Origin of the sequence: Coleofasciculus sp. A1-SPW-01, from assembly GCF_040217205.1 — a bacterium.
Taxonomy (GTDB): Bacteria; Cyanobacteriota; Cyanobacteriia; order Cyanobacteriales; family Coleofasciculaceae; genus Coleofasciculus; species Coleofasciculus chthonoplastes_A.
Genome location: NZ_JAVJNP010000126.1, coordinates 1 through 19,461 on the forward strand (window position 1 = coordinate 1; position 19,461 = coordinate 19,461).

Sequence of the window (19,461 nt, forward strand, 5' to 3'; positions counted from 1 at the left end):
GTGCTTTTACTCCTGTACTTAGAGAGTAGGACTTGAGAGTTTGCTTTCTCTCACCTACATGGCTATCAAGTTGTCAAGGTTCAGACCTTGCAGGTAATCCTCTATCCATTTCAGGAATAGTTTCTACCTAACGATTCGCACTTGTTGCTCGAAGTAGTCAACGCTATGGTTGAACTTCTGGTACTGGGTAAACCGATTACAGACAGCAGCGTTGTACAGGTCTTTGTGCAACTTACGGTGATACCGCAATGTCTGCTTTTGCTTTTTATTGGGGTATAGCCGAAAAGTTACACGTCTTGTTGGCATCGCTGTTCCCTCCTGTTACACTTAAGGTAACAGATTCAGGTGGGGGTATGTCAAGTGAAAGCTAGAAAAGGTTCGCACTCTGTATTTTCTGTTCAACTGCATATAGTATTTGTAACTAAATACAGGCGCAAGATTATTACAGTGGGAATGTTACAGAGATTACATGAAGTGCTTGCCAATGTTTGTATTAAGACAAAGTGTCGGTTAGTAGAGTTTTCAGGAGAAGCTGACCATGTACATCTATTAGTAGACTTTCATCCTGACAACAATTTATCATCTCTAATTGGTAGTATGAAGTCTGCATCTAGTCGAATCATCAGAAAAGACTTTGCTGCTCAACTGTCAAAAACTTATACTAAGTCGGCATTTTGGTCGGGTTCTTATTATGTTGCGTCTACTGGCGGTGCGCCTATTGAGAGAATTAAGGCTTACATCAAATCACAAGACGCACCCAAAAATTGATTGCCTCCGTTCCTCCGGCAATCCGCTATCCCTCCTCACCCTCCTGAGCCTGCGAAGGATCTGCTGAGGGTGAGGACTCTCGCGAACTCGTTGAAATTCTTGTAAGTCTTGTGGATTTTGGACTCTGGATATTTGGGTGATCAGTTCCGTGCGGGTCATTCCCAGACTGGCTGCTAGGTGATTGAGGTTTTCCCAATCCTGGGGTTCAAGCCGTATCCCGACGCTGATCGTCTTCCGGTCTGATTTCGGTCTACCACGTTTGTTTGTCATTCTCCTTCCTCGTCGCTAACCTTGTCCTCTTCATCAAGGTTTTCGCCCGTCTTTACCCTTAACTGGTCAAACAGTTCTTCAAGCTGGCGCTGCCTTTTTTCCAGCCGTTCCACTTCTGATCGGTAATGAGCCAACTGAATCGCGTTCTCCTCTATCAGTTGGCGAAGGATTCCCCCAGAAATCGTTCTTCGGCTAGTTGCGAAAGGTTCTCCTGAATTTCCCCTCTGGCAAATCGCTCCACCAGTTCTGACCTGGTTATTCCCAGTTGCTGCGCTTGAGATTGCAGAAGCTTCCACCCTTTCGGCGTAATCATCAGCGATACGTTTTTTGCGTTTTCTCTGGCTGACTTGGGTCTGCCGCGCTTGCTCGTCATACTTTTTTGAATGTGCCATAACCTGTCTGTGCATTATCTCATATATGCAAATAGGATATTGACTTTTGATTATTACATACATAAAATAAAAATGCCGATTTTTACATACGTCGGTCAAACAAGTTCAGGCGATCGCGTAACAGAGCGCTGCGATTTCACAAGGCGCACAGGGCGGATCGCTCTTCCGTGACAACCTTATCCAGCTTTCGACGATGAAACACTCCGACTGGCTACGCCTTCAATCCGAAGGCGAGAGCATCTGTGCTATCCTGCGCCAACAAGGTTATGTCTGCCGCAAACAGACTCGACGCCTATCCTGGAAACTTTCTAAAACGGGTCAAAACGATTACATGCTCAGATGGCTACCAGCACCCATCAACGAATGGAATTTGATGCCCAAGGATACCAGCCCACAATGGGAACAGCTTTGGCAACTCATTGAACGCACCTTAACTACCATCAGAGGGGAAGCCAGGAAAACTCTGCCAAAACCCACTTCACAACTGGAAAATAACTCCCGCCCTTGGGCAATTGTCCGACTCCTACCTGATGCCAGACGGCATACAGTGGCGAGATTTTTCAACCGTCAAGATGCAGAGGATTACCGACGCTTTCTCAAGCGTTTTATACCGGATGCTGAATTTGAAGTTTTTTTCGATGTTCCCAACGAACAGCTTTAAGGCACAACTAATTCAACAAACGATTAAACCAGGAATAAAGCAAGAGGAGGCGATTGAAATCGCTGCTACACAAACAAAGTCCGCCTGCGCGGACTAGGTTATAACGGGGGTAGCTAACCCGGATTTGGTATTAGAACGCTACTTAGTATTAGACTTGATTTTAAGAGCGATCGCACAATTTGACGTTGATGTGTTGGATGGGAGTGGATGTTGGGTTTCGGCGCGTCAACCCAACCTACAGTGATAGGCGATCGCATTATCCTGCAATCGTTAGATAAACAGCGCTGGCGAAATCTGGAAGTAATCGCCAAGTGCCTTAGCTTGTGCTTTACTAATGAATCGCTTGCCGTTTACTACCTCAGACACTACACCACTCGATCCAATCACACCCACCAAGTCAGCTTGACGAGTACCACTGGATTCCATGATGTGTTGGAGAATTTCATGAGGTGCAGCTTGATCCATCGGATAGTTCTGTTCCTCATAGGCTTCAATCAGCGTTACGAGGAACTTGTGTAACGCTTTCTCCTCTGGAGTTCGGTGTTTGGCAAAGGTTAGCCGTTCTGCCTCTGCTAGGGCACGATCATATTCCGCCTCTGTCTCAATCACTTTGGGCGCGACTTGTGCGAGTAGATGGCGATAAGCGTCTTGGTCAAAAATAATAGCCATTTTTTCACTTGCCTTTCGTCAGGCTTGAATTAGTAGGGTGATCGCCTTAAACTTGAGTGAACAGCGATCGCGCTTATTTTGCATTGATGTTGGATGAGAGTGGATGTTGGCTTTCGGCGCGTCAACCCAACCTACGGCGATAGGCGATCGCACTTAGTACCGCTAGGATAATTATAAATAAATCACGAACGGCTCAAACCCAAAATCTTAAATAGAGATTTTTATCGTTAAACCTATACTACAATCGATAAATTTATGATGAATAGAGCAATTAATTTTCAAACAGTTTCTTGGTTTTGGGATCTTTACACAAGGAAGCTGCTCGATCTCGATCCCCCCTATCAAAGACGCAGTGTTTGGAATCAAGATTACAAGGATTTTTTTATAGATACTGTTCTAAATAATTATCCTGCACCTGCAATTTTTTTGTATCAAGATATTACGGCTGAAGGCATTTCTAAATACAGTGTTGTTGATGGAAAACAAAGGCTATCTACTTTGTTTGAGTTTGCTCAAAACCAATTTCCTGTCAGCGAAACTGCAACTATTACAAACCTTAGAGGTAAATATTTTAAGGATTTAGATACTGAGGTTAAACAAAATTTTTGGAAATATCAGTTTGCAGTTGAATATGTTCCATCTTCAGATGAAGCTATCATTAATAATATATTTGACCGGATCAACCGAAATGTTAGTAAATTAACGCCTCAAGAGCTTCGCCATGCAAAGTTTAATGGAGTATTTATTAACGCAGTGGAAGATTTCACTCAATGGATGAGTAGTGTTCTTTCACCCAACTCCAAATTACCCAACTTTCCTTCAATTAATACAAAATCAAGAAAGCAAATGAAGGATGTAGAATTAGTTGCTCAACTTTTACTTTTCTTAGAGGAAGGAGTCAAATCTTATCGTCAAGAAGACTTGGATAAAGCTTTTAGTGATAGAGAATTTAATTGGGACGATCAAGATGAGATAGAAAATGAATTTAAACACGTCATTCAATTGATAAAAAAGCTTATAGAAAAATCCCCTGATTATATAGATTTGCGGAAAACCAGGCTAAAAAATCAAACTGATTTTTATTCGCTTTTTGCAGCTATTTCAGAATTAAATCGTGATAATTATGATTTTTCAAACAGGTTGCCTGAAGTATCTAGCAAGATAAATGATTTTCTAAAAATCGTTAACTCTCCAGAAGAAAGAACTAATATTCAAGAAGCGCAAGATTATCATGATGCTATTACAAGTTCACCACTTTACTCTAGTGTTGAAAAAACTAAAGTTAGAATTGATATTTTAAAATCTTTAATACAAGGAAATATTATTTAATTTTAATTTGTTAATGATTTATCCTTCAATTTTAGAACGTCGCTATCTAGAATACCTTCCTTTTGTAGAGCAAGTGGCAAGTCGAGTTAAGGACACTATAATTAACTTTTGTGAAAAAAATGGATATGCCTCAACTTATCGAATTAAAACCATTGAATCTTTGGCAGAAAAGATTGAAACAGGTAGGTTTAAAAAATGGTCTGATTTAGATGATTTATTTGGATGTACAGTTATTATACCAACCTTATACAAAGAAAAAAACGTGATCCAATTTTGCCAAAATACTTTTGAAATTGTTAAAACTATTAAAAGAGGACAAAACAAAAAATCTCCCGATAGTTTTCGGTTCGATACAACTAGAATATATGCTCATTTAAAAAGACCAGAAGATGCAATTGCAAATAAACAATTAAATATTTTTGATATTGTATTTGAGATTCAAATAAAAAGTGCTTTTGAACATGCCTGGACAGTTTCAACTCATGAATTAGTTTATAAAAGCTCTACAATTGATTGGAAACGACTTCGTTTAGCCGCACAAATTAAAGCTACCGTTGAACAACTAGATACACTGATTTTGGCATTTGAACAAGCCTATCCTAGTATACAAGATAATGACTATCCTGAAATTAAAAGAAAGCGCCAACTAGCTATCGCGACCCAAGAGCTTTTTGATCAAGGTAAAATTCCCCAAGAACTGAAGCCAAAAGACATGACCCGTTTTTGCGATAACGTATATCGTATTCTTTCTAGTGCTAAGAAAGAGAATAATATGCCAGACGTTATTACATGTATTAAACAAAAAATTAATTCAACACCAAGCAAGCAAATTCCTCTGAGTATATCTTTGTTGCAATATTTCATAGCAATTTTAGTAGAAAATCAAGTTATTGAATTCCCCTTGCCAAAGTATTACTTTCACGTAACCGATGAATTAATTACGCTTTATCCAAAATGTTTTGAAAAAAATGCTAATTCAACTTTCCAATATCATAGCTAACTTCTCTACAAACCTTGAATTTTCCTCCGAAGCTAAACCTCTTGCAAAACTGACAACACTCTCGCCATATTTCCGGCTAAAACGCAGTGCAGCAGGTAAGTAAACAACTCCTTCAATCAGTTCAGCTTTCTGGAGAGAAGGCATCGCGTTATAACGACGCTCAAATTCAGAACGATTTAAGCGATCACCACTTTCAAGCGCTGGAGGTAAAGACTCTTGCTGGAAGGGAGTTTGAACCATTGATTGCTGTTGTCGCTAGTGTTGATGTCTCTATCCCTAGATCCTATAGCAGTAGACACATCGATTAGGACTTTCCGAACTGTTGTTCCAGACGTTCCGCCGGAACGTCTCTACTAAATGATGTGTCCTAACCGCTATGGCGGTTGCTATATCTGCTATCATCCTATATTCTCACAACTCGACTAAGCGCGATCGCATGGCTGATGGCGAAGACAACACCACTAGGAAATAAGCGCGATCGCGCTTATTTTGCATTGATGTTGGATGGGAGTGGATGTTGGGTTTCGGCGCGTCAACCTAACCTACAGCGATAGGCGATCGCACTTTCCCTAACCCTTAAATCTAATTATCTTCCCGATAAAATTTATTCGGCGATAAACCGATCGCGCCCAATATGAACTTGCCACTCAACAATCCTGGCTGAATCCGCTAACATACCGTCTCGAACGCGAGGGCTACTGTTGACAATTTCCTGCGCCTCCTCTAGATTCTCTGCTTGGATTACCCAAAGCCCTGTTCCATCGTGAGGGAAAAAAAGACCACAGCAAAGCAAAATACCTTGTTCATGTTTTTGACGGAACCAAGCAAGCTGATCCTGATCATGTTCAGGATGCTGCTTTTTGTAGTCGTAATAGTCTGGAACCGTCGCAACAACAACAGCAAATAATTTAGCCATCACTATCTACTTTTCAGCAATAATTGAATAGTTTTCTACTTATTGAATAGTATTTTATTCAAAAAACTGTCCCATCACTCTCAATCTGAATCGGCGGAACACCTCCTTCTCTTAATTGTGCTGCAATCTTTCGTCCGGCTGTCCAAGTCCCACCTTGTAAAACTTTAACTAATGGTAACTGAGTTGCTGTCAAGTTTAGCTGTTTTCGGATAGCTTCGGCAATTCGATCCAACAAACTTACCGTCAGCGCCCGCCATTCGACAATTACTTCAGAACCCGGTAAATGGCGCTGCTGCAAAATAGCCGGATCTTTCACCACAATTAATCCTAAATCAAGGCATAAACCGCCATTGCGATACTCGGCTAATCCGGTGAGTTCGTCTAGTCCAGTAATTTCTAACCCTAATTCTTGTAAGGGTTCTAAGAGGGAGTAAGTTAACCACTGGGAAAGTTTGTGAAAGGGGATATAGTGATCACTCGGCTTGTCCCCAGAGAGGGCAGAATGAGACCAGACATCGCCTAAATTCACGCCCGCGATCGCAAGTCGTCCTGACCAAATATCACCTAACCCCTCTAACACAGCCGATAGTACGACTTTCGCGGGTAGCTTGCCGATAACGTTGGGTTTAGATAAGTTATCGGTTGTTTCCATAACCTTATCTATCAAACTCCCTTCTATCGCTTCTCCCTCACGGGTTGAAAGACTCAGCAAATACTTGACCAAATTACCCGGACGAGGATTTTCCTGACCAAACAATTCCGGATGAGTCTGTAGGGATTCTCCCAAGTGCTGTAAGAGTTTTACTCTACCTTCTAACCCTAACAGGGGATGCGTTGAACTCACCTGAAATCCTTGGGCTAACTGCTCAACCGTTAACTTTTGTAATCCTTTCGTATCGGCTTGTAAGGGGTATTCTGGATTACTCGAAAACATACCCTGACAGAACATGCGGAAACTGGCAACGGCTAACCCTTCAGAACGGCGAAATACTTGTCCCGTTTCAGCTTCAACATATTGCCAATCAGCACCAGCCCCCGCATCTAGTAAAACACTAACAATAGCTAAATCAAATTTAGTTTGGGCTTTTTGTAGGGGAGTGAGTCCAGCTAATTTTTCTTCTAATTCAGCAAGGCGTGGCACATTTCCGACTTCAAAATGCTGCCAGCGACTGTGGAATGGGATATTAAAATCAGGATAGTCATCCTGCATGACTTGAATCACATACCTTGCCACATTTTCTAGCTGGGTTAAATCGCAGCCGAAGTAATGCAACTGGTTTGCCTCAGCGAGATCCAAGACGCGATCGCACCGTTCTCGAATCGCTTGTGGTGTTCTTAGATATGCAATGGTTTGTTGGTCATGCGTCATTTGTTTATGTCATTTGTCATTCGTTATTGGTTCCAGATAACTTGAGTGAAGCGAAGGCTCAAACTTTAAAACGTTTCCATAATTTTTTTATAGTGTGTACCCCTGAATAACTGTCTGTCGGTATAGTTTACTACAGACGCCAGTGCGGGAGTACACACTCTACTTGTGATTAGACACACTTACTGTTCTGAATTTAAGGAAACACTGCTGACTTATGAGGAAGCTAAGTCACTAGATCAAGAATAACAAAGAAGTTGCCTGAAATCAAATCTGCAATCATCTTTTGTTTTTGGCATTTCATTCGTCATTGGTTTTGCTGAACTTCCCAAGTTCCAATAACGAACCAAAAATTATCACAGGAGACTACGCCCTTTAATCGTCGCTAACTTTACTGCATCGGGTGCGGTTGTTTCAGTGTAATAACCAGCCGCTTGTTTGGCAGCAATTTCGACCATGGCATCTTCGGGAATTAAATCGTCAGGAATTGGGATGCGTTTGACAATCTCAATACCCGAACTGGTGATCGCATTGTATTTCATGTCGCTCATGGAGACAAAACTGTCAATGCGAGTAATTCCCAACCAGTGTAGTACATCGGGCATTAGTTCTTGGAACCGCATATCGGGGGCACCCGCCACACATTCAGTGCGGTTGAAATAGGCATCCGCGCTATCGCCGCCTTCTTGTCGCTTACGGGCATTATAAACCAGGAATTTAGTGACTTCACCTAATGCCCGTCCTTCTTTGCGGAAGTAAACCAAAACCCCTGCACCTCCGGCTTGTGCGGTTTGCACACAAACTTCTAAGCCGTGTACCAGGTAAGGACGACAAGTGCAGATATCGGAACCAAACACATCGGAACCGTTGCATTCATCATGAACGCGCACGGCAAGTTGGCGATTGGGATCAGTAATCGCGTCCACATCGCCGATTAAGTAGGCGGTAATCCCACCAATCGGAGGTAGGAAAACCTGTAAATCAGGGCGGGTTACCAGTTCCGGGAACATTCCCCCAGTTTGCTGGAAGAGGGCGCGGCGTAATTCTCCTTCCTCGACGTTGAGTCGGTGGGCGATTCCGGGCAGATACCACACGGGGTCAATGGCGACTTTGGTGACCACTAAACTGCCGTTAGGCTTGACAATTTTACCGTCAACTGATAAACGATTTTTCTGAATCGCCTCTTGGATTTCCGGCAAATTGACATGGGCTTGGGTGACTGCGATCGTGGGTCGAATGTCGTATCCTTGCTCATAGAGATCGGTGTAAACATCCCCCACCATTCCCCCAAAGGGGTCAAGAGACACAATGCGATTAGGGTCAGCCCAACTGGGATGGGGACCAATCTCCACCACTGGAGAGGTATTGGTCAAATCCGCTCGGTGATTGGGATGAAGCGCTCCACTGGCAACGGCTAATGCCCGATAGACGGAATAGGAACCAGAGTGAGTGCCAATCACGTTACGATGGGCAAGGTTTGTCACCGTACCAATAATGGGTCCCCGCTTGAGTGGGTCGATTTCTCCCCAATGCAGGCGAGGGGGTTGTTCCCGGGAACGCCCTGGATGAGAGGTCAAAACAATATGTTTTGGTTTCGACTTCGACAACGGTTGTGATAGTTGCATAATGGCTCCTATGTAGAATGCACCTCAAATTGACGTATGAGTCGTTTAATTGAAGCAAGCTCTAATCATAGCAAGTAGAAATGGGTTCTGCGTGAACCTGATGGAGCTAAATGTCAACACCCTGTTATGTTTTCTTAAAATACACCGGAATGGCTCAGACGTTGTGATACGAGGAACACAGCCACTCGCACGTTTCTTAACGGATACCAATATAGAGATATAGCGGATTCGAGTGGCTCAGGGTTAGGGGATGCGATCGCCTCTATGCATTACTCACATATTTCTTAACATTAGCGAGAGCGATCTCTATAGCTATAGCGCTCTCCCACCCCATTTCTACACAGCCAATTCTCAATAAAGACAGAATTTATGTCCAGGTAGTTAGAGGGATCAAAAATTCTGGAGGAAACAGGCAGGCTGTTGACGAGTCCTGAGCAAAACCGTTACATAAATATACATCTTTGTTTACACAAACTATTTTTTTTAGCTTTGATAAGCGGGAACAGAGGTAAACGTTGAAGATCCCTCGACTACGCCAATTGTATTTGATCCGCCAGAGAGATTTTTTGGAGCCGTTCGTCAGGGAACTAAGGAAATTATGCCTAACTATTAAGGTGAAAATTATTAAAAATATGTTTTATTTTGTAAAACTTAAGCAAGGTTGACCAAGTTAGGCGCAAAATATCGGAAAAAGTCAGGTTACGGCTGAAAACGGCTCCCGAAAACAATAAATCTGATAAAATTTCAGAGCAAGGATCAGCGCTAACTTTCGCCATGGACTCCCAATCGCAATTAACCTGGCATCAAATTAAACAAGCGGCTAACCAAGCTTTGTCTGTCAACACAGGCAGCTACTTGAGTGATGTTGAAGAAAAAGTCTTGCGCGGGGCTTGGGAGGATTACAGTTATGAGCAAATTGCCGAACAGCATAACTTCACCGTAAATTACATCAGAGGAGATGTCGGACCCCAGTTATGGCGTAAGCTGTCTACAGCGTTAGGCGAGAAAGTGAGTAAAACTAATTTTCGGGAACCGTTAACGCGAGGACTTGCTAAACTATCACAACCCGTATCCTCACCGAAGATAGAATATCCCAATGGACCTGTACCCCTACGTTCTCAGTTTTATGTAGAACGCCCTCCCATTGAATCGGATTGTTATCAGACGATTTTGCAACCGGGGGCGCTGATTCGGATTAAAGCGCCCCGTAAGATGGGAAAAACCTCTCTCCTGGATAGAATTATTGAGTATGCTGAGATGCAAGGGTATCGTACCGTCCGTTTAAATCTGCGACAAATTGAGCAGGCAAAATTTAGTGACTTGGATAAGTTTCTGCGCTGTTTTTGTGCCTGTATTAGCGATAAATTAAACCCTGCGGCGGTGCTGTCTGATTATTGGAATGAAGACCGAGGCAGTATGCTCAGTTGTACTCGCTATTTTGAAATGCTTTTGGCACAAGCAGAGAGTCCATTAGTTTTAGCCTTGGATGAAGTAGACCGAGTCTTCCAATATCCAAATATTGCCACGCACTTTTTTCCCCTCATCCGCAGTTGGCATGAAGAAGCGAATAATCTAGAACTGTGGGAACAACTGCGCTTGGTGGTGGTTCATAGCACGGAAGATTATGGCTCTTTAGATATTAATCAATCTCCATTTAATGTTGGTTTACCTGTGCCATTAGCGGAGTGTACTTCTCAACAAGTGGAAGATTTGGCACAGCGTCATCCTTTGGATTGGAATTTACAAATTGGCAGTGAAGGGGTTGTACCGTTACTGGCAACGGTAGGTGGACATCCTTATTTAGTGCGATTGGCACTTTATGAACTAGCGACTAAACAGATAACATTGGATGAATTATTACAAGATGCGGCTACAGATGCGGGAATCTATAGTCAACATTTGCGTCACCACTTAGCCACGTTGAAAGAACATCCAGAACTGGCTAACGCCCTGGAAAAGGTGGTGAATGCAACTGAACCTGTGCCATTAGATACAATGCAGGCGTATAAGTTACATAGTATGGGGTTAATTGAACAGCAGGGGAATCAGGTTACACCTCGATGTCAATTGTATCGGCAGTATTTTCGAGAACATTTGAATTAGTCATTTGTCATTTGTCATTTGTCATTCGTCACAAAATTTGCAATTTAGTCAGGGCGGGTTTCGTTACATCTGGGTGAAAGAAGAAACGATAGTTGTGAAACCCGCCCCTACATAAGAATAAAAAAATAGCAGAATTTAGACTATGAGTGTATTAACCAGAACAGAAAATTATTACAAAATCGGCGGCAGCTTAAAGTATCAACACCCCACCTATGTGAAACGCCAAGCTGATGATGAATTGTATGATGGATTGAAACAGGGGGAATATTGCTACGTGTTGAACTCGCGGCAGATGGGCAAGTCTAGCTTGCGCGTTCGGATGATGAAAATTCTCAAAAGCGAAGGCATAAAATGTGCGTCAATTGATATGACTCGGCTGGGAAGTCAAACGACGCCAGAGGCATGGTATCTGGGTATTGTTTCTGAGTTGGTGAGGAATTTTGGTCTATCGACTAGGTTTGATGATATTGCCTGGTGGAAGCAACATGAGATATTATCACCGTTACAACGTTTGAATTGGTTTATCGAGGATGTGTTACTGACTCAGTTTGATCAAAATCTAGTTGTTTTCCTGGATGAAATCGATAGTATTATTAAACTCAATTTCAAAGACGACTTTTTTGCCTTTATTCGTGCCTGTTATAACCAACGCGCCGATAATCCGGATTATAATCGCCTGACGTTTTGTTTATTGGGAGTTGCCACGCCTTCCAATTTAATTGATGATAAAAAACGCACTCCCTTTAATATCGGGCGTTCGATTCAGCTTGGTGGGTTTCAATTTGAGGATGCCAAAGCCTCGTTAATTCCTGGGTTTGTCGATAAAGTTGATGATCCGGAAACGGTGTTAAAGGAAGTATTGAACTGGACAGGCGGACAACCCTTTCTCACCCAGAAATTATGCTATTTAATTGGTAAGTATAGTCAAAGCCGTACCCCCGATATTGCCCAAATTGTCCACACTTATATTCTGGAAAACTGGCAATCTCAGGATGAACCGGAGCATTTACGAACGATTCGCGATCGCCTGCTGAGTAATGAACAACGAGCAGAGCGTTTGCTAGGGCTGTATCAGCACCTTTTGCAACAGGGACAAGTGGCGGTGAATGACCATCCAGAACAGATGGAATTGCGCCTAAGTGGATTAGTGGTTAAACAGCAGCAAACCTTAAGGGTTTATAATCGCATTTATCAGACTGTATTTAACCTGCAATGGGTTAATGAAAAACTCGCTAACTTGCGACCCTATTCAGAAGCCATAACTGCCTGGTTTGCATCCAAGGGTCAGGATAATTCCCGACTGTTACGCGGTCAGGCGTTACAGGAAGCAAGACAATGGGCGGCTAATCAATGCTTAAGTGATCAGGATTATCAATTTTTAGCCAAAAGTGAGCAATGGGAAAAATGGGAAGTTGAACGCGCTTTAGATGCTGAAAAGAAAGAGCGCAAATTAGTCCTCTTAGAGATGCAAATTGCTCAAGAGAAAATTAAACAGGCACAGGAGCAAGCACGACGGGAAAAATGCCAAAATCGGCTTAAATTTGCCGTGACTTGGGCTTTGGTTCTGGCGGTTGCCACAGGGACTGGTTTTTACGTCCGCCAACAACTGAAACAGGCTTATACCGAATCCCTGGAGGAGCAAATAAAAAAAGCAGGGGATAGCGCTTTGCTTACGTTTGAGTTGGGGCAACTTGAGGCATTACTGCAAGCCATGAAAGCGGGGCATACTTTGGTAACGTCATTTGGTGAGCGTCCCTTAGTCAACTATCCCACAACTCGTCCAGTGTTAGCGTTGCAAGAAATTCTAAACAATATTCAGGAACGGAATCAACTGCATCATCAAGGTAGTGTGGAAAGCCTCGCCTTTAGCCGCGATGGACAAACCATTGTCACGGCTTCCCTGGATGGCATGATTCTTATGTGGAACCGACAAGGAAAACCCATCGGACAATTGCCGGGACATCCAGCCAGAGTCACCAGTATTGCCATTAGTCAAGATGGACAACGTATTGTCAGCGCCTCAATTGATGGTACAGTTCGCTTATGGCATCGGCAAAAAAATGGAATGCAAGAATTGCCAAAACAGCAGGGTTGGGTGAGAAGCGTTGCCTTTAGTCCCGATGGAGAGTTAATTGCCACGGCGTCATCGGATCACACGGCACGTTTGTGGGATATTCAGGGTAATTTGTTGCAGGAATTTACCGGGCATGAAGATGAAGTAACCCGTGTTGCTTTTAGTCCTGATGGACAGTTTATTGCCACAGCATCATCGGATCACACGGCGCGTTTGTGGGATATTCAGGGCAATTTGTTGCAGGAATTTAAAGGACATCAGGGATGGGTGAGAAGCGTTGCCTTTAGTCCCGATGGCAAGTTTATTGCTACGGCGTCATCAGATCACACGGCGCGTTTATGGGATATTCAGGGCAATCTGTTGCAGGAATTCAAAGGACATCAAGGACGAGTGACGCAGGTGATGTTTAGCCCCGATGGGCAGTTTTTGGGAACTGCTTCTATGGATGGTACGGCTCGCCTGTGGGATTGGCAAGGAAATGTGGTACAAAACTTAAAAGGGCATCAAGGTTTAGTGACAGATCTTGCCATGAGTCGGGATGGTCAAATCATTGTTACGGCTACATCTGATGGCATTGCCCACCTGTGGACGCGATCGCACAATCAGCCGTTGCAAGGACATCAAGATGGGGTCACTCATGTCACCTTTAGCCCCGATGGGCAGTTGTTGGGGACAGCTTCATCCGATGGTACAGCTCGCCTCTGGAATCGGCAAGGGAAATCCATCCTGGAATTCAAGGGACATCAAGGGAGTGTCACCGATATCACCTTTCGCCCAGATCAGCAAATGATTGCTACTGCCTCATCTGATGGCACTGTTCGTTTATGGGACATCCAGGGTAAATTGCAAAGACGCTTACCCAACCATTCCGGCGGCGTGGCACAAGTGGCATTTAGCCCCGATGGACAACTGATTGCCACGGCTTCCTCCGATGGTATTGCCCGCTTATGGGATATTCAAGGGAATCTACTGCAAGACTTGATCGGACATCAAGGGTGGGTAAGAAGCCTCGCCTTTAGTCCCGATGGAACGCAAATTGCCACCGCTTCATCCGATCGCACGGTTCGCCTCTGGGACTTGCAAGGTAATCTGCGACAGGAATTGAAAGGACATCAGGGATGGGTTAAAAGTGTCGCCTTTAGTCCCAATGGAGACTATATCGCTACGGCTTCCATTGATGGCATAGTTCGTCTCTGGGATACTGACGGAAACCTAGTCAAAGAACTCAACCAGCATCCCAGTGGCATAACCCATATTGCCTTTAGTCCCGATGGAACCCGGATTGCCACTGCCTCATTCGAGGGTATTGCCCGTTTATGGGATTTACAGGGAAACCTAGTACAAGAAATTAAAGGACATCAAGGTGCTGTAGTTAGTGTTACTTTTAGTCCAGATGGAACCCAAATTGCCACGGCTTCATCGGATGGCACCGCCCGGATTTGGCAGGTTGAAGGGTTAGGGGAATTACTCTCCAGAGGGTGTATCTGGTTGCAAGATTATTTGGTGACTCATCCCGAAGCACGAGAGGAACTCCAGGTTTGTGATTTTAGGGAATAGGGAATTATTAATAACCGATATTAATTATCTAACCACTGCTCCAAGTCGTCCAAGGTTGTAAATGTCAAAATTGTCTCAACTAAACGGTCTAATTGTTCCAAAGATAATTGTTCTATTTTAGCCTGAACCTCTGGAGGAACAGCGCCAAACTTCTGTCGCATTAAAAGTGAAACTAATTTTAAACTTTGCTCAACTTTGGCAAAATTAATCTCGCCTTTCCTATCTCCAATAAACACTTCCTGCTTGTGCAACTCCTCTAATTCTTTATTGCTTAAGTTAGCACGGCTGGCAATATTTAGGGCTTCTCCTATTTCTGGTACTGCCGCCAGAGACTCAGGAATTATGTCTAAACTGGGGGCGGCTTTGAGGAAATAAATCCACTTGTCGCTAAGGGTTTCTAATTCTGATAGTTCTTTGTTAAATTTGGGTAACTCCAGAAAAATTAGTGTTAACTCGTCTCGATAGTTAAATAGCTGTTTTTCCTCCTTCAGTCGAAATCGGTTAATCATTTGTGCGCTATTTTTAAACAAGAAAAAATCGGCAATTGTTAAAGCAATGAATGGACGCAATGTTGTATATTTTTCTCCCATGTCTAACTGATTGGCATAAGCTTTGGCGATATTGTAGATTACTCGTTTCTCAAAAGCTTCGACGTTTAAAACTTGCATCTCTATGATTACCGTAGACCCATTATCTAAAACTGCCCTGACATCTAGATAGGTATCTTTAAGCGTGCTGGTACTGCCCGGATTATAGGGATCGATTATTTCTAAAGATTTTATGGTGTTTTTGCCTTCGTAAACGATGGCGTTGAGAAAGCTGATCAGAATTTTTTGGCTGCGGTTTGAGCCGAAAATCTTCTTGAAAGCAAAGTCAGTTTTTGGACTAATGAATCTCATGATTAGCTCTCGCACAGCCAGATAAAGTTGGCGATCGGCTTCAATCCTTGCCAGTGCATCTCGGTAGTTTAGGAATTGACCGGAAATAATGGGTCAATATACACAATCGATGCTACCGAACTTGATATCACAATAATCCCCGATAATGAACAAAAACTAAAATAGCAGCCCAGGAACCCAAGGCGACTTTTACGGCGACAAGGATATTGAGCAGGGGGATAATCCCGCCACTAAGCAGTGTGCCTAACTCTCCCTGGGGTAACTCGATTCCAGCTAGCGTGATCACCGCCAGGACAATGAAAACCAGCACCGAAACCTTCTCCCATCTAGAGGCGTGCCAACGCTTATAGATTTCCTGCATCCACTCCGTTGATGAAGTAATCGCCACCAAACCGATCGCGGTTCCCCCAGCTACCCCAGCGGCAAACCCACCACCAGGGCTAAGATGTCCCCGAATCGCTAATTCGATACCCACCAACGCGGAAATGGTTGCTCCCAGACGCGCCAAAATCATCGAGGGTTGATCGGTAAACTGATAGACAGTGCAGAACGGCTTTTCATCCGCCAGCAGAAACCGCACACCCATAATCGCGATCGTAAATACCACCACTTCAAAGATCGTGTCATACAACCGATTCCGGAAAATGATACCCGAAACCACATTGGACACGCCACTGTCTTCTACAACGGCTTCGACGATAGAGATATCTGATAAATCCGGTGCCAAATTGGACATATTGGGCGTGATTAGGAATATGACGTACAGCGCTATCCCGGCTGCAATGTAAACCCATTTCATTAGTGTTTCTCCCCTGAATCTGGTGTATTGATATAGGTTAAATGTGTCGCGGCTGACGACAGTTCGGTTCGGATGATGTCATAGAGACGTTGAACCCGAGTCGCGGTGTGATAAGATGGCGTCTCAGACTCAGGTACTGTCGGGTCTTGATGCTCCAGTTCTGATAAGTGCGATCGCGTACAGGTGGCATGAACTTCTTTTTCCATCAGCGCCCGATGTAACGCCTGCTGATCCGTATAGGGGACTAACTCGACACGCATATAATGCTTGCTAAAAATGCGGCGTAAATCATTCATCAGTTCCCCAAAATGCTGCTCAACTTCTTCCTTAGTCGGCACTTTATCGCCACTTTCTTCCAGTACACCAAGACGCAGGGTTAAAGATGAACGCACCGCCACGGCATACAGCGTAATCGCCAGCATAGTACCCACCAAAGCTTCGGTCAACGCCACATCTGCCGCCCCCAAAACTGCATAAACCAATGCCGCCACTGCTCCCAAAATGCCCCGAATTACCAAAGCATGGTAAGGATTCACCTGAAAGACCAGCATACAGGCAGCCAACGGCAGCAGCGCAATAATCACATAAATATCACTCTGATTCATAGTCCAATTCCTCCCCACTACTCGAACAATATGCCAACACATACCCCAGCACCGTATTCCAAATCGCCAAGGAGATAATGGCGAGAATCAGTAGGGGCCACTCACTGGGTATTTTTAGCAACAATCCAACGATAATACTCATTGAACCAAGAGTATCTGCCACCGAAAGAGTATGCAGTTTGAATAATACCGATCGGTGACCAATCAACGGAAAAGTTCCCCAAAACCAGAATACAATTCCTAACCCAATACAGATATAACTAAGCACGTTGATCATAGTAGGACTCTTTCGCTAAATCATTGATTCGTTTAAGGATATGTGCCAACAACATTAATCCAGCATTTCCCACACTCAGGATGATTACCCCAACCACTCCAATCATCCAGTCGTCTCGTAAGACAGAAACAACCAGAATCATAATAGAGGTTTTGGTGGCAATACTGGCAAATGCCAACATTTTTTGCCAAATATCATCATCCTGCCATGCCTCATACATGGGGATAAGTAGCGCCAAAATCATGCTAATTAAAATAAAATTCATGTTCGTTTTCTCCGGCTAATTCTGTGGACTTCATACGACCCTTCCTCGTGGTATTTTAAAACAATAGTTTTGGGCGTAAACGTAATTAAAAATATATCGAGAAAAATGAGTCCCGGTGTGCGCTGGGGTTTAACTCGTTCCATAATTACATCTTCGTATTTATGAGGACGGAACATAATTTCAAATGCCTCAAAATACGCTTGGGGAATCGCCACAAGTACCTCACCCAGCACCCGCAACCAATCCTTTAAGGATTCCGAAGTTTTGGGGCGTCCCGGCAAAAGAAGGGCGACAGCGATGCCAATAATGATATTTGGCACACTCAGACTAGCGGTGAGCAAAAACCAGATGGCTAATCGCAATATCAAATTCAGATGTCCAATCATATTTTGTCATTAGTCATTGGTCATTGGTCATTTGTAATACTTTGAGATTAAGCGAATACCATCCCAAACAGCAGCAGCAACATTAAACTCATCAGCCCAATCAGATGATCAAATTGCTCAAGCATACGAGGGAGTTTGATGGCAAGTCGTTTGAAAATCAAAAAATATGCCAACCATCCAAGTGCGATAGTGACTAGGGGTTTCACGATATTCTTAACCGTATACGCCTCGTAATACACAGCATTTGCTAAAATTAAACCCCCGATTAATATAATCATGGCTAACCAGAAACTGGGCTTGACATTTCCCTCTCCTTGTGGGTTGTGAGGCAGGAAAATGAATTTGGCAAAGGATATTGCCGTTCCCAAAGCCGCAATATTCATGCCAATCACTTGCCAGGGCAAAAGATTTTTCATCGTCAAAACCTTCGCCCCAAAGCCAGACAATAGGGGAAAACCTGAGATAGAGAAACTAGCGATAACTAAAGCAATCCAAATTGAGGTATTAATCGGCTTATGGTGCAGTTCTTTGAGGTTACGGCTGGGTAAGGTTCCCGCTATTAAGAACAGCGCTGATTTAACTAACCCGTGGGTTAGCCCATAAAAACCACCGACTTCGGGTGCTGCTAGGACAAAGCCTAACTGCGAAATCGTGTGAAATGCCAACATTCGCTTGGTATCTTTTTCAAAGACGGCATAACCGACTCCTAGCACCGCTGTGCCTACACCGAAGATTCTGACAATGGGATCAACCTCTGGCACCATCAAAGCAAAGCGCATCAAGGGAAACACCCCAGCTTTTACCACAACCCCCGATAGCAACGCCGACACCGGTGTCTCGGATTCCGAGTGGGTTAAGGGTAACCACAATCCCGATACAAAAATACCCCCCTTACTCAACAGTCCCATAAAAATCAGGGCAATTGCCTCGATGGGAGCATTGCTCAAACCCTCATAAGCAAAGGAATAATTCGCCTGATACACCAACCCCGCACCCATCAGATAAAACAGCATTGCTACGTTGCTGATCAACAGATAGCGTAGCGCCACCCAAATCGAACGGTTCGTTCGGGGATAGGCAATTAACAGAAATGCGGCAATACTAATGACTTCTAACGCCACGTATAAGCTGATGAAATCGGCACAGACAAAGGCGGCATTGACACAGCCATGTAAAATAATCGTTTGTGTAAAAAAGAACGCCGTCTTATTCGTGTGCCAACAATAGATGATAACGGCGCTTGTGACCAAGGCATTGGTCACTATAAAAAAAGCGCTCATTTGGTCAGCGATTAAGGTGACGCCGAAACTATCCAATAATGGCAGGATTAACGGCGACTGAACCAGAAATAGCTGCAACGCATATCCAGCCGAAACCAGGGCGACGCCCAGTGCGAGATATCGGTCAAGTTTAGGGAACAGATAAATGCTGAACCCCACAAATAGCGGTAGTGCGATCCAGGCAATCGTTAATGTATTCATCGCTTTACTCGTGAGACTC

General features: G+C 43.8%; 19 protein-coding genes and 2 pseudogenes. 7 read left to right on the forward strand and 14 right to left on the reverse strand.

Features of this window, described 5'->3' with window-relative positions:
• Nucleotides 1–141: 141 nt before the first annotated feature.
• Nucleotides 142–306 (reverse strand): annotated as a pseudogene (locus tag RH949_RS18645) (RNA-guided endonuclease InsQ/TnpB family protein); the annotation flags it as partial.
• Nucleotides 307–360: 54 nt separating this feature from the next.
• Here RH949_RS18645 and tnpA point away from each other — a divergent pair.
• Nucleotides 361–768: an IS200/IS605 family transposase gene (gene tnpA / locus RH949_RS18650; protein WP_071777175.1), complete on the forward strand. Its 408-nt coding sequence runs from the start codon at nt 361–363 to the stop codon at nt 766–768.
• Nucleotides 769–1,034: 266 nt separating this feature from the next.
• On the opposite strand, the gene RH949_RS18655 is transcribed toward tnpA, so the two are convergent.
• Entirely contained in the window at nt 1,035–1,430 is a 396-nt protein-coding gene (locus RH949_RS18655) for a hypothetical protein (RefSeq protein ID WP_157452972.1), read from the reverse strand.
• 193 nt (nt 1,431–1,623) lie between these two features.
• Between RH949_RS18655 and RH949_RS18660 the strand changes: the two genes are divergently transcribed.
• On the forward strand, nt 1,624–2,091 hold the full coding sequence (locus RH949_RS18660) for a hypothetical protein (RefSeq protein WP_446355181.1): 468 nt from the start codon (nt 1,624–1,626) through the stop codon (nt 2,089–2,091).
• 270 nt (nt 2,092–2,361) lie between these two features.
• Here the strand turns inward: RH949_RS18660 and RH949_RS18665 are convergent, their stop codons facing one another.
• Complete coding sequence (locus RH949_RS18665; RefSeq protein WP_006098142.1) at nt 2,362–2,760, reverse strand: helix-turn-helix domain-containing protein; 399 nt, start codon at nt 2,758–2,760, stop codon at nt 2,362–2,364.
• A 255-nt stretch (nt 2,761–3,015) separates the two neighbouring features.
• Between RH949_RS18665 and RH949_RS18670 the strand changes: the two genes are divergently transcribed.
• Both RH949_RS18670 and RH949_RS18675 read left to right on the forward strand, forming a co-directional pair.
• Nucleotides 3,016–4,089 (forward strand): DUF262 domain-containing protein, encoded by a 1,074-nt coding sequence (locus RH949_RS18670; RefSeq protein ID WP_006098283.1) that lies wholly within the window; start codon nt 3,016–3,018, stop codon nt 4,087–4,089.
• Nucleotides 4,090–4,102: 13 nt separating this feature from the next.
• Complete coding sequence (locus tag RH949_RS18675; protein WP_044204161.1) at nt 4,103–5,089, forward strand: hypothetical protein; 987 nt, start codon at nt 4,103–4,105, stop codon at nt 5,087–5,089.
• Nucleotides 5,090–5,149: 60 nt separating this feature from the next.
• Here the strand turns inward: RH949_RS18675 and RH949_RS18680 are convergent.
• Nucleotides 5,150–5,329, reverse strand: a pseudogene (locus RH949_RS18680) (Uma2 family endonuclease); the annotation flags it as partial.
• Nucleotides 5,330–5,472: 143 nt separating this feature from the next.
• On the opposite strand from RH949_RS18680, the gene RH949_RS18685 reads away from it, so the two are divergent.
• Nucleotides 5,473–5,643 carry a hypothetical protein gene (locus RH949_RS18685; protein WP_446355184.1) on the forward strand — a complete coding sequence of 57 codons (171 nt, stop codon included), beginning with the start codon at nt 5,473–5,475 and terminating at the stop codon, nt 5,641–5,643.
• A 50-nt stretch (nt 5,644–5,693) separates the two neighbouring features.
• Here RH949_RS18685 and RH949_RS18690 read toward each other — a convergent pair whose 3' ends face one another.
• The 3 genes from RH949_RS18690 to RH949_RS18700 all read right to left on the reverse strand — a co-directional run bounded on the left by RH949_RS18690 (nt 5,694) and on the right by RH949_RS18700 (nt 8,996).
• Nucleotides 5,694–6,005, reverse strand: a complete 312-nt coding sequence (locus RH949_RS18690) for a YciI family protein (RefSeq protein WP_446355186.1) — start codon at nt 6,003–6,005, stop codon at nt 5,694–5,696.
• 58 nt (nt 6,006–6,063) lie between these two features.
• Nucleotides 6,064–7,374, reverse strand: a complete 1,311-nt coding sequence (locus RH949_RS18695; RefSeq protein WP_446355188.1) for a URC4/urg3 family protein — start codon at nt 7,372–7,374, stop codon at nt 6,064–6,066.
• 353 nt (nt 7,375–7,727) lie between these two features.
• A complete protein-coding gene (locus RH949_RS18700; protein WP_446355190.1) occupies nt 7,728–8,996 on the reverse strand; it encodes a GTP cyclohydrolase II in 1,269 nt (422 codons plus the stop codon).
• Nucleotides 8,997–9,770: 774 nt separating this feature from the next.
• Between RH949_RS18700 and RH949_RS18705 the strand changes: the two genes are divergently transcribed.
• Nucleotides 9,771–11,099 (forward strand): AAA-like domain-containing protein, encoded by a 1,329-nt coding sequence (locus tag RH949_RS18705; RefSeq protein WP_446355192.1) that lies wholly within the window; start codon nt 9,771–9,773, stop codon nt 11,097–11,099.
• A 142-nt stretch (nt 11,100–11,241) separates the two neighbouring features.
• A complete protein-coding gene (locus RH949_RS18710; protein WP_446355194.1) occupies nt 11,242–14,730 on the forward strand; it encodes a WD40 domain-containing protein in 3,489 nt (1,162 codons plus the stop codon).
• Between the two features lie 20 nt (nt 14,731–14,750).
• On the opposite strand, the gene RH949_RS18715 is transcribed toward RH949_RS18710, so the two are convergent.
• The 7 genes from RH949_RS18715 to RH949_RS18745 form a co-directional block, all read right to left on the reverse strand.
• Complete coding sequence (locus tag RH949_RS18715; RefSeq protein WP_006097856.1) at nt 14,751–15,629, reverse strand: Rpn family recombination-promoting nuclease/putative transposase; 879 nt, start codon at nt 15,627–15,629, stop codon at nt 14,751–14,753.
• 127 nt (nt 15,630–15,756) lie between these two features.
• Nucleotides 15,757–16,428 carry a Na(+)/H(+) antiporter subunit B gene (locus RH949_RS18720; protein WP_006097959.1) on the reverse strand — a complete coding sequence of 224 codons (672 nt, stop codon included), beginning with the start codon at nt 16,426–16,428 and terminating at the stop codon, nt 15,757–15,759.
• Complete coding sequence (locus tag RH949_RS18725) at nt 16,428–17,033, reverse strand: DUF4040 domain-containing protein (protein WP_006098009.1); 606 nt, start codon at nt 17,031–17,033, stop codon at nt 16,428–16,430. The genes RH949_RS18720 and RH949_RS18725 overlap by 1 nt, the downstream gene beginning before the upstream one ends.
• Complete coding sequence (locus RH949_RS18730) at nt 17,020–17,310, reverse strand: monovalent cation/H(+) antiporter subunit G (RefSeq protein WP_044204151.1); 291 nt, start codon at nt 17,308–17,310, stop codon at nt 17,020–17,022. Before RH949_RS18730 ends, RH949_RS18725 begins: the two co-directional genes overlap by 14 nt.
• The gene (locus RH949_RS18735) at nt 17,294–17,575 is read right to left on the reverse strand and encodes a hypothetical protein (protein ID WP_044204148.1); all 282 of its coding nucleotides are present in this window, start codon (nt 17,573–17,575) and stop codon (nt 17,294–17,296) included. Before RH949_RS18735 ends, RH949_RS18730 begins: the two co-directional genes overlap by 17 nt.
• Nucleotides 17,572–17,961, reverse strand: a complete 390-nt coding sequence (locus RH949_RS18740; protein WP_006097859.1) for a Na+/H+ antiporter subunit E — start codon at nt 17,959–17,961, stop codon at nt 17,572–17,574. The genes RH949_RS18735 and RH949_RS18740 overlap by 4 nt, the downstream gene beginning before the upstream one ends.
• Before the next feature lie 47 nt (nt 17,962–18,008).
• Nucleotides 18,009–19,442 carry a cation:proton antiporter gene (locus tag RH949_RS18745; protein ID WP_446355198.1) on the reverse strand — a complete coding sequence of 478 codons (1,434 nt, stop codon included), beginning with the start codon at nt 19,440–19,442 and terminating at the stop codon, nt 18,009–18,011.
• Between the last annotated feature and the right edge of the window lie 19 nt (nt 19,443–19,461).

What these genes read in the sequence shown, in the direction of transcription:
- RH949_RS18740 (WP_006097859.1), bottom strand. Translation starts at nt 17,961, where the DNA reads ATGATTGGACATCTGAATTTGATATTGCGATTAGCCATCTGGTTTTTG.
- RH949_RS18675 (WP_044204161.1), top strand. Translation starts at nt 4,103, where the DNA reads ATGATTTATCCTTCAATTTTAGAACGTCGCTATCTAGAATACCTTCCT.
- RH949_RS18715 (WP_006097856.1), bottom strand. Translation starts at nt 15,629, where the DNA reads ATGAGATTCATTAGTCCAAAAACTGACTTTGCTTTCAAGAAGATTTTC.
- RH949_RS18725 (WP_006098009.1), bottom strand. Translation starts at nt 17,033, where the DNA reads ATGAATCAGAGTGATATTTATGTGATTATTGCGCTGCTGCCGTTGGCT.
- RH949_RS18665 (WP_006098142.1), bottom strand. Translation starts at nt 2,760, where the DNA reads ATGGCTATTATTTTTGACCAAGACGCTTATCGCCATCTACTCGCACAA.
- RH949_RS18700 (WP_446355190.1), bottom strand. Translation starts at nt 8,996, where the DNA reads ATGCAACTATCACAACCGTTGTCGAAGTCGAAACCAAAACATATTGTT.
- RH949_RS18720 (WP_006097959.1), bottom strand. Translation starts at nt 16,428, where the DNA reads ATGAAATGGGTTTACATTGCAGCCGGGATAGCGCTGTACGTCATATTC.
- RH949_RS18695 (WP_446355188.1), bottom strand. Translation starts at nt 7,374, where the DNA reads ATGACGCATGACCAACAAACCATTGCATATCTAAGAACACCACAAGCG.
- RH949_RS18705 (WP_446355192.1), top strand. Translation starts at nt 9,771, where the DNA reads ATGGACTCCCAATCGCAATTAACCTGGCATCAAATTAAACAAGCGGCT.
- RH949_RS18655 (WP_157452972.1), bottom strand. Translation starts at nt 1,430, where the DNA reads ATGGCACATTCAAAAAAGTATGACGAGCAAGCGCGGCAGACCCAAGTC.
- RH949_RS18730 (WP_044204151.1), bottom strand. Translation starts at nt 17,310, where the DNA reads ATGATCAACGTGCTTAGTTATATCTGTATTGGGTTAGGAATTGTATTC.
- RH949_RS18710 (WP_446355194.1), top strand. Translation starts at nt 11,242, where the DNA reads ATGAGTGTATTAACCAGAACAGAAAATTATTACAAAATCGGCGGCAGC.
- RH949_RS18660 (WP_446355181.1), top strand. Translation starts at nt 1,624, where the DNA reads ATGAAACACTCCGACTGGCTACGCCTTCAATCCGAAGGCGAGAGCATC.
- RH949_RS18735 (WP_044204148.1), bottom strand. Translation starts at nt 17,575, where the DNA reads ATGAATTTTATTTTAATTAGCATGATTTTGGCGCTACTTATCCCCATG.
- RH949_RS18670 (WP_006098283.1), top strand. Translation starts at nt 3,016, where the DNA reads ATGATGAATAGAGCAATTAATTTTCAAACAGTTTCTTGGTTTTGGGAT.
- RH949_RS18690 (WP_446355186.1), bottom strand. Translation starts at nt 6,005, where the DNA reads ATGGCTAAATTATTTGCTGTTGTTGTTGCGACGGTTCCAGACTATTAC.
- RH949_RS18745 (WP_446355198.1), bottom strand. Translation starts at nt 19,442, where the DNA reads ATGAATACATTAACGATTGCCTGGATCGCACTACCGCTATTTGTGGGG.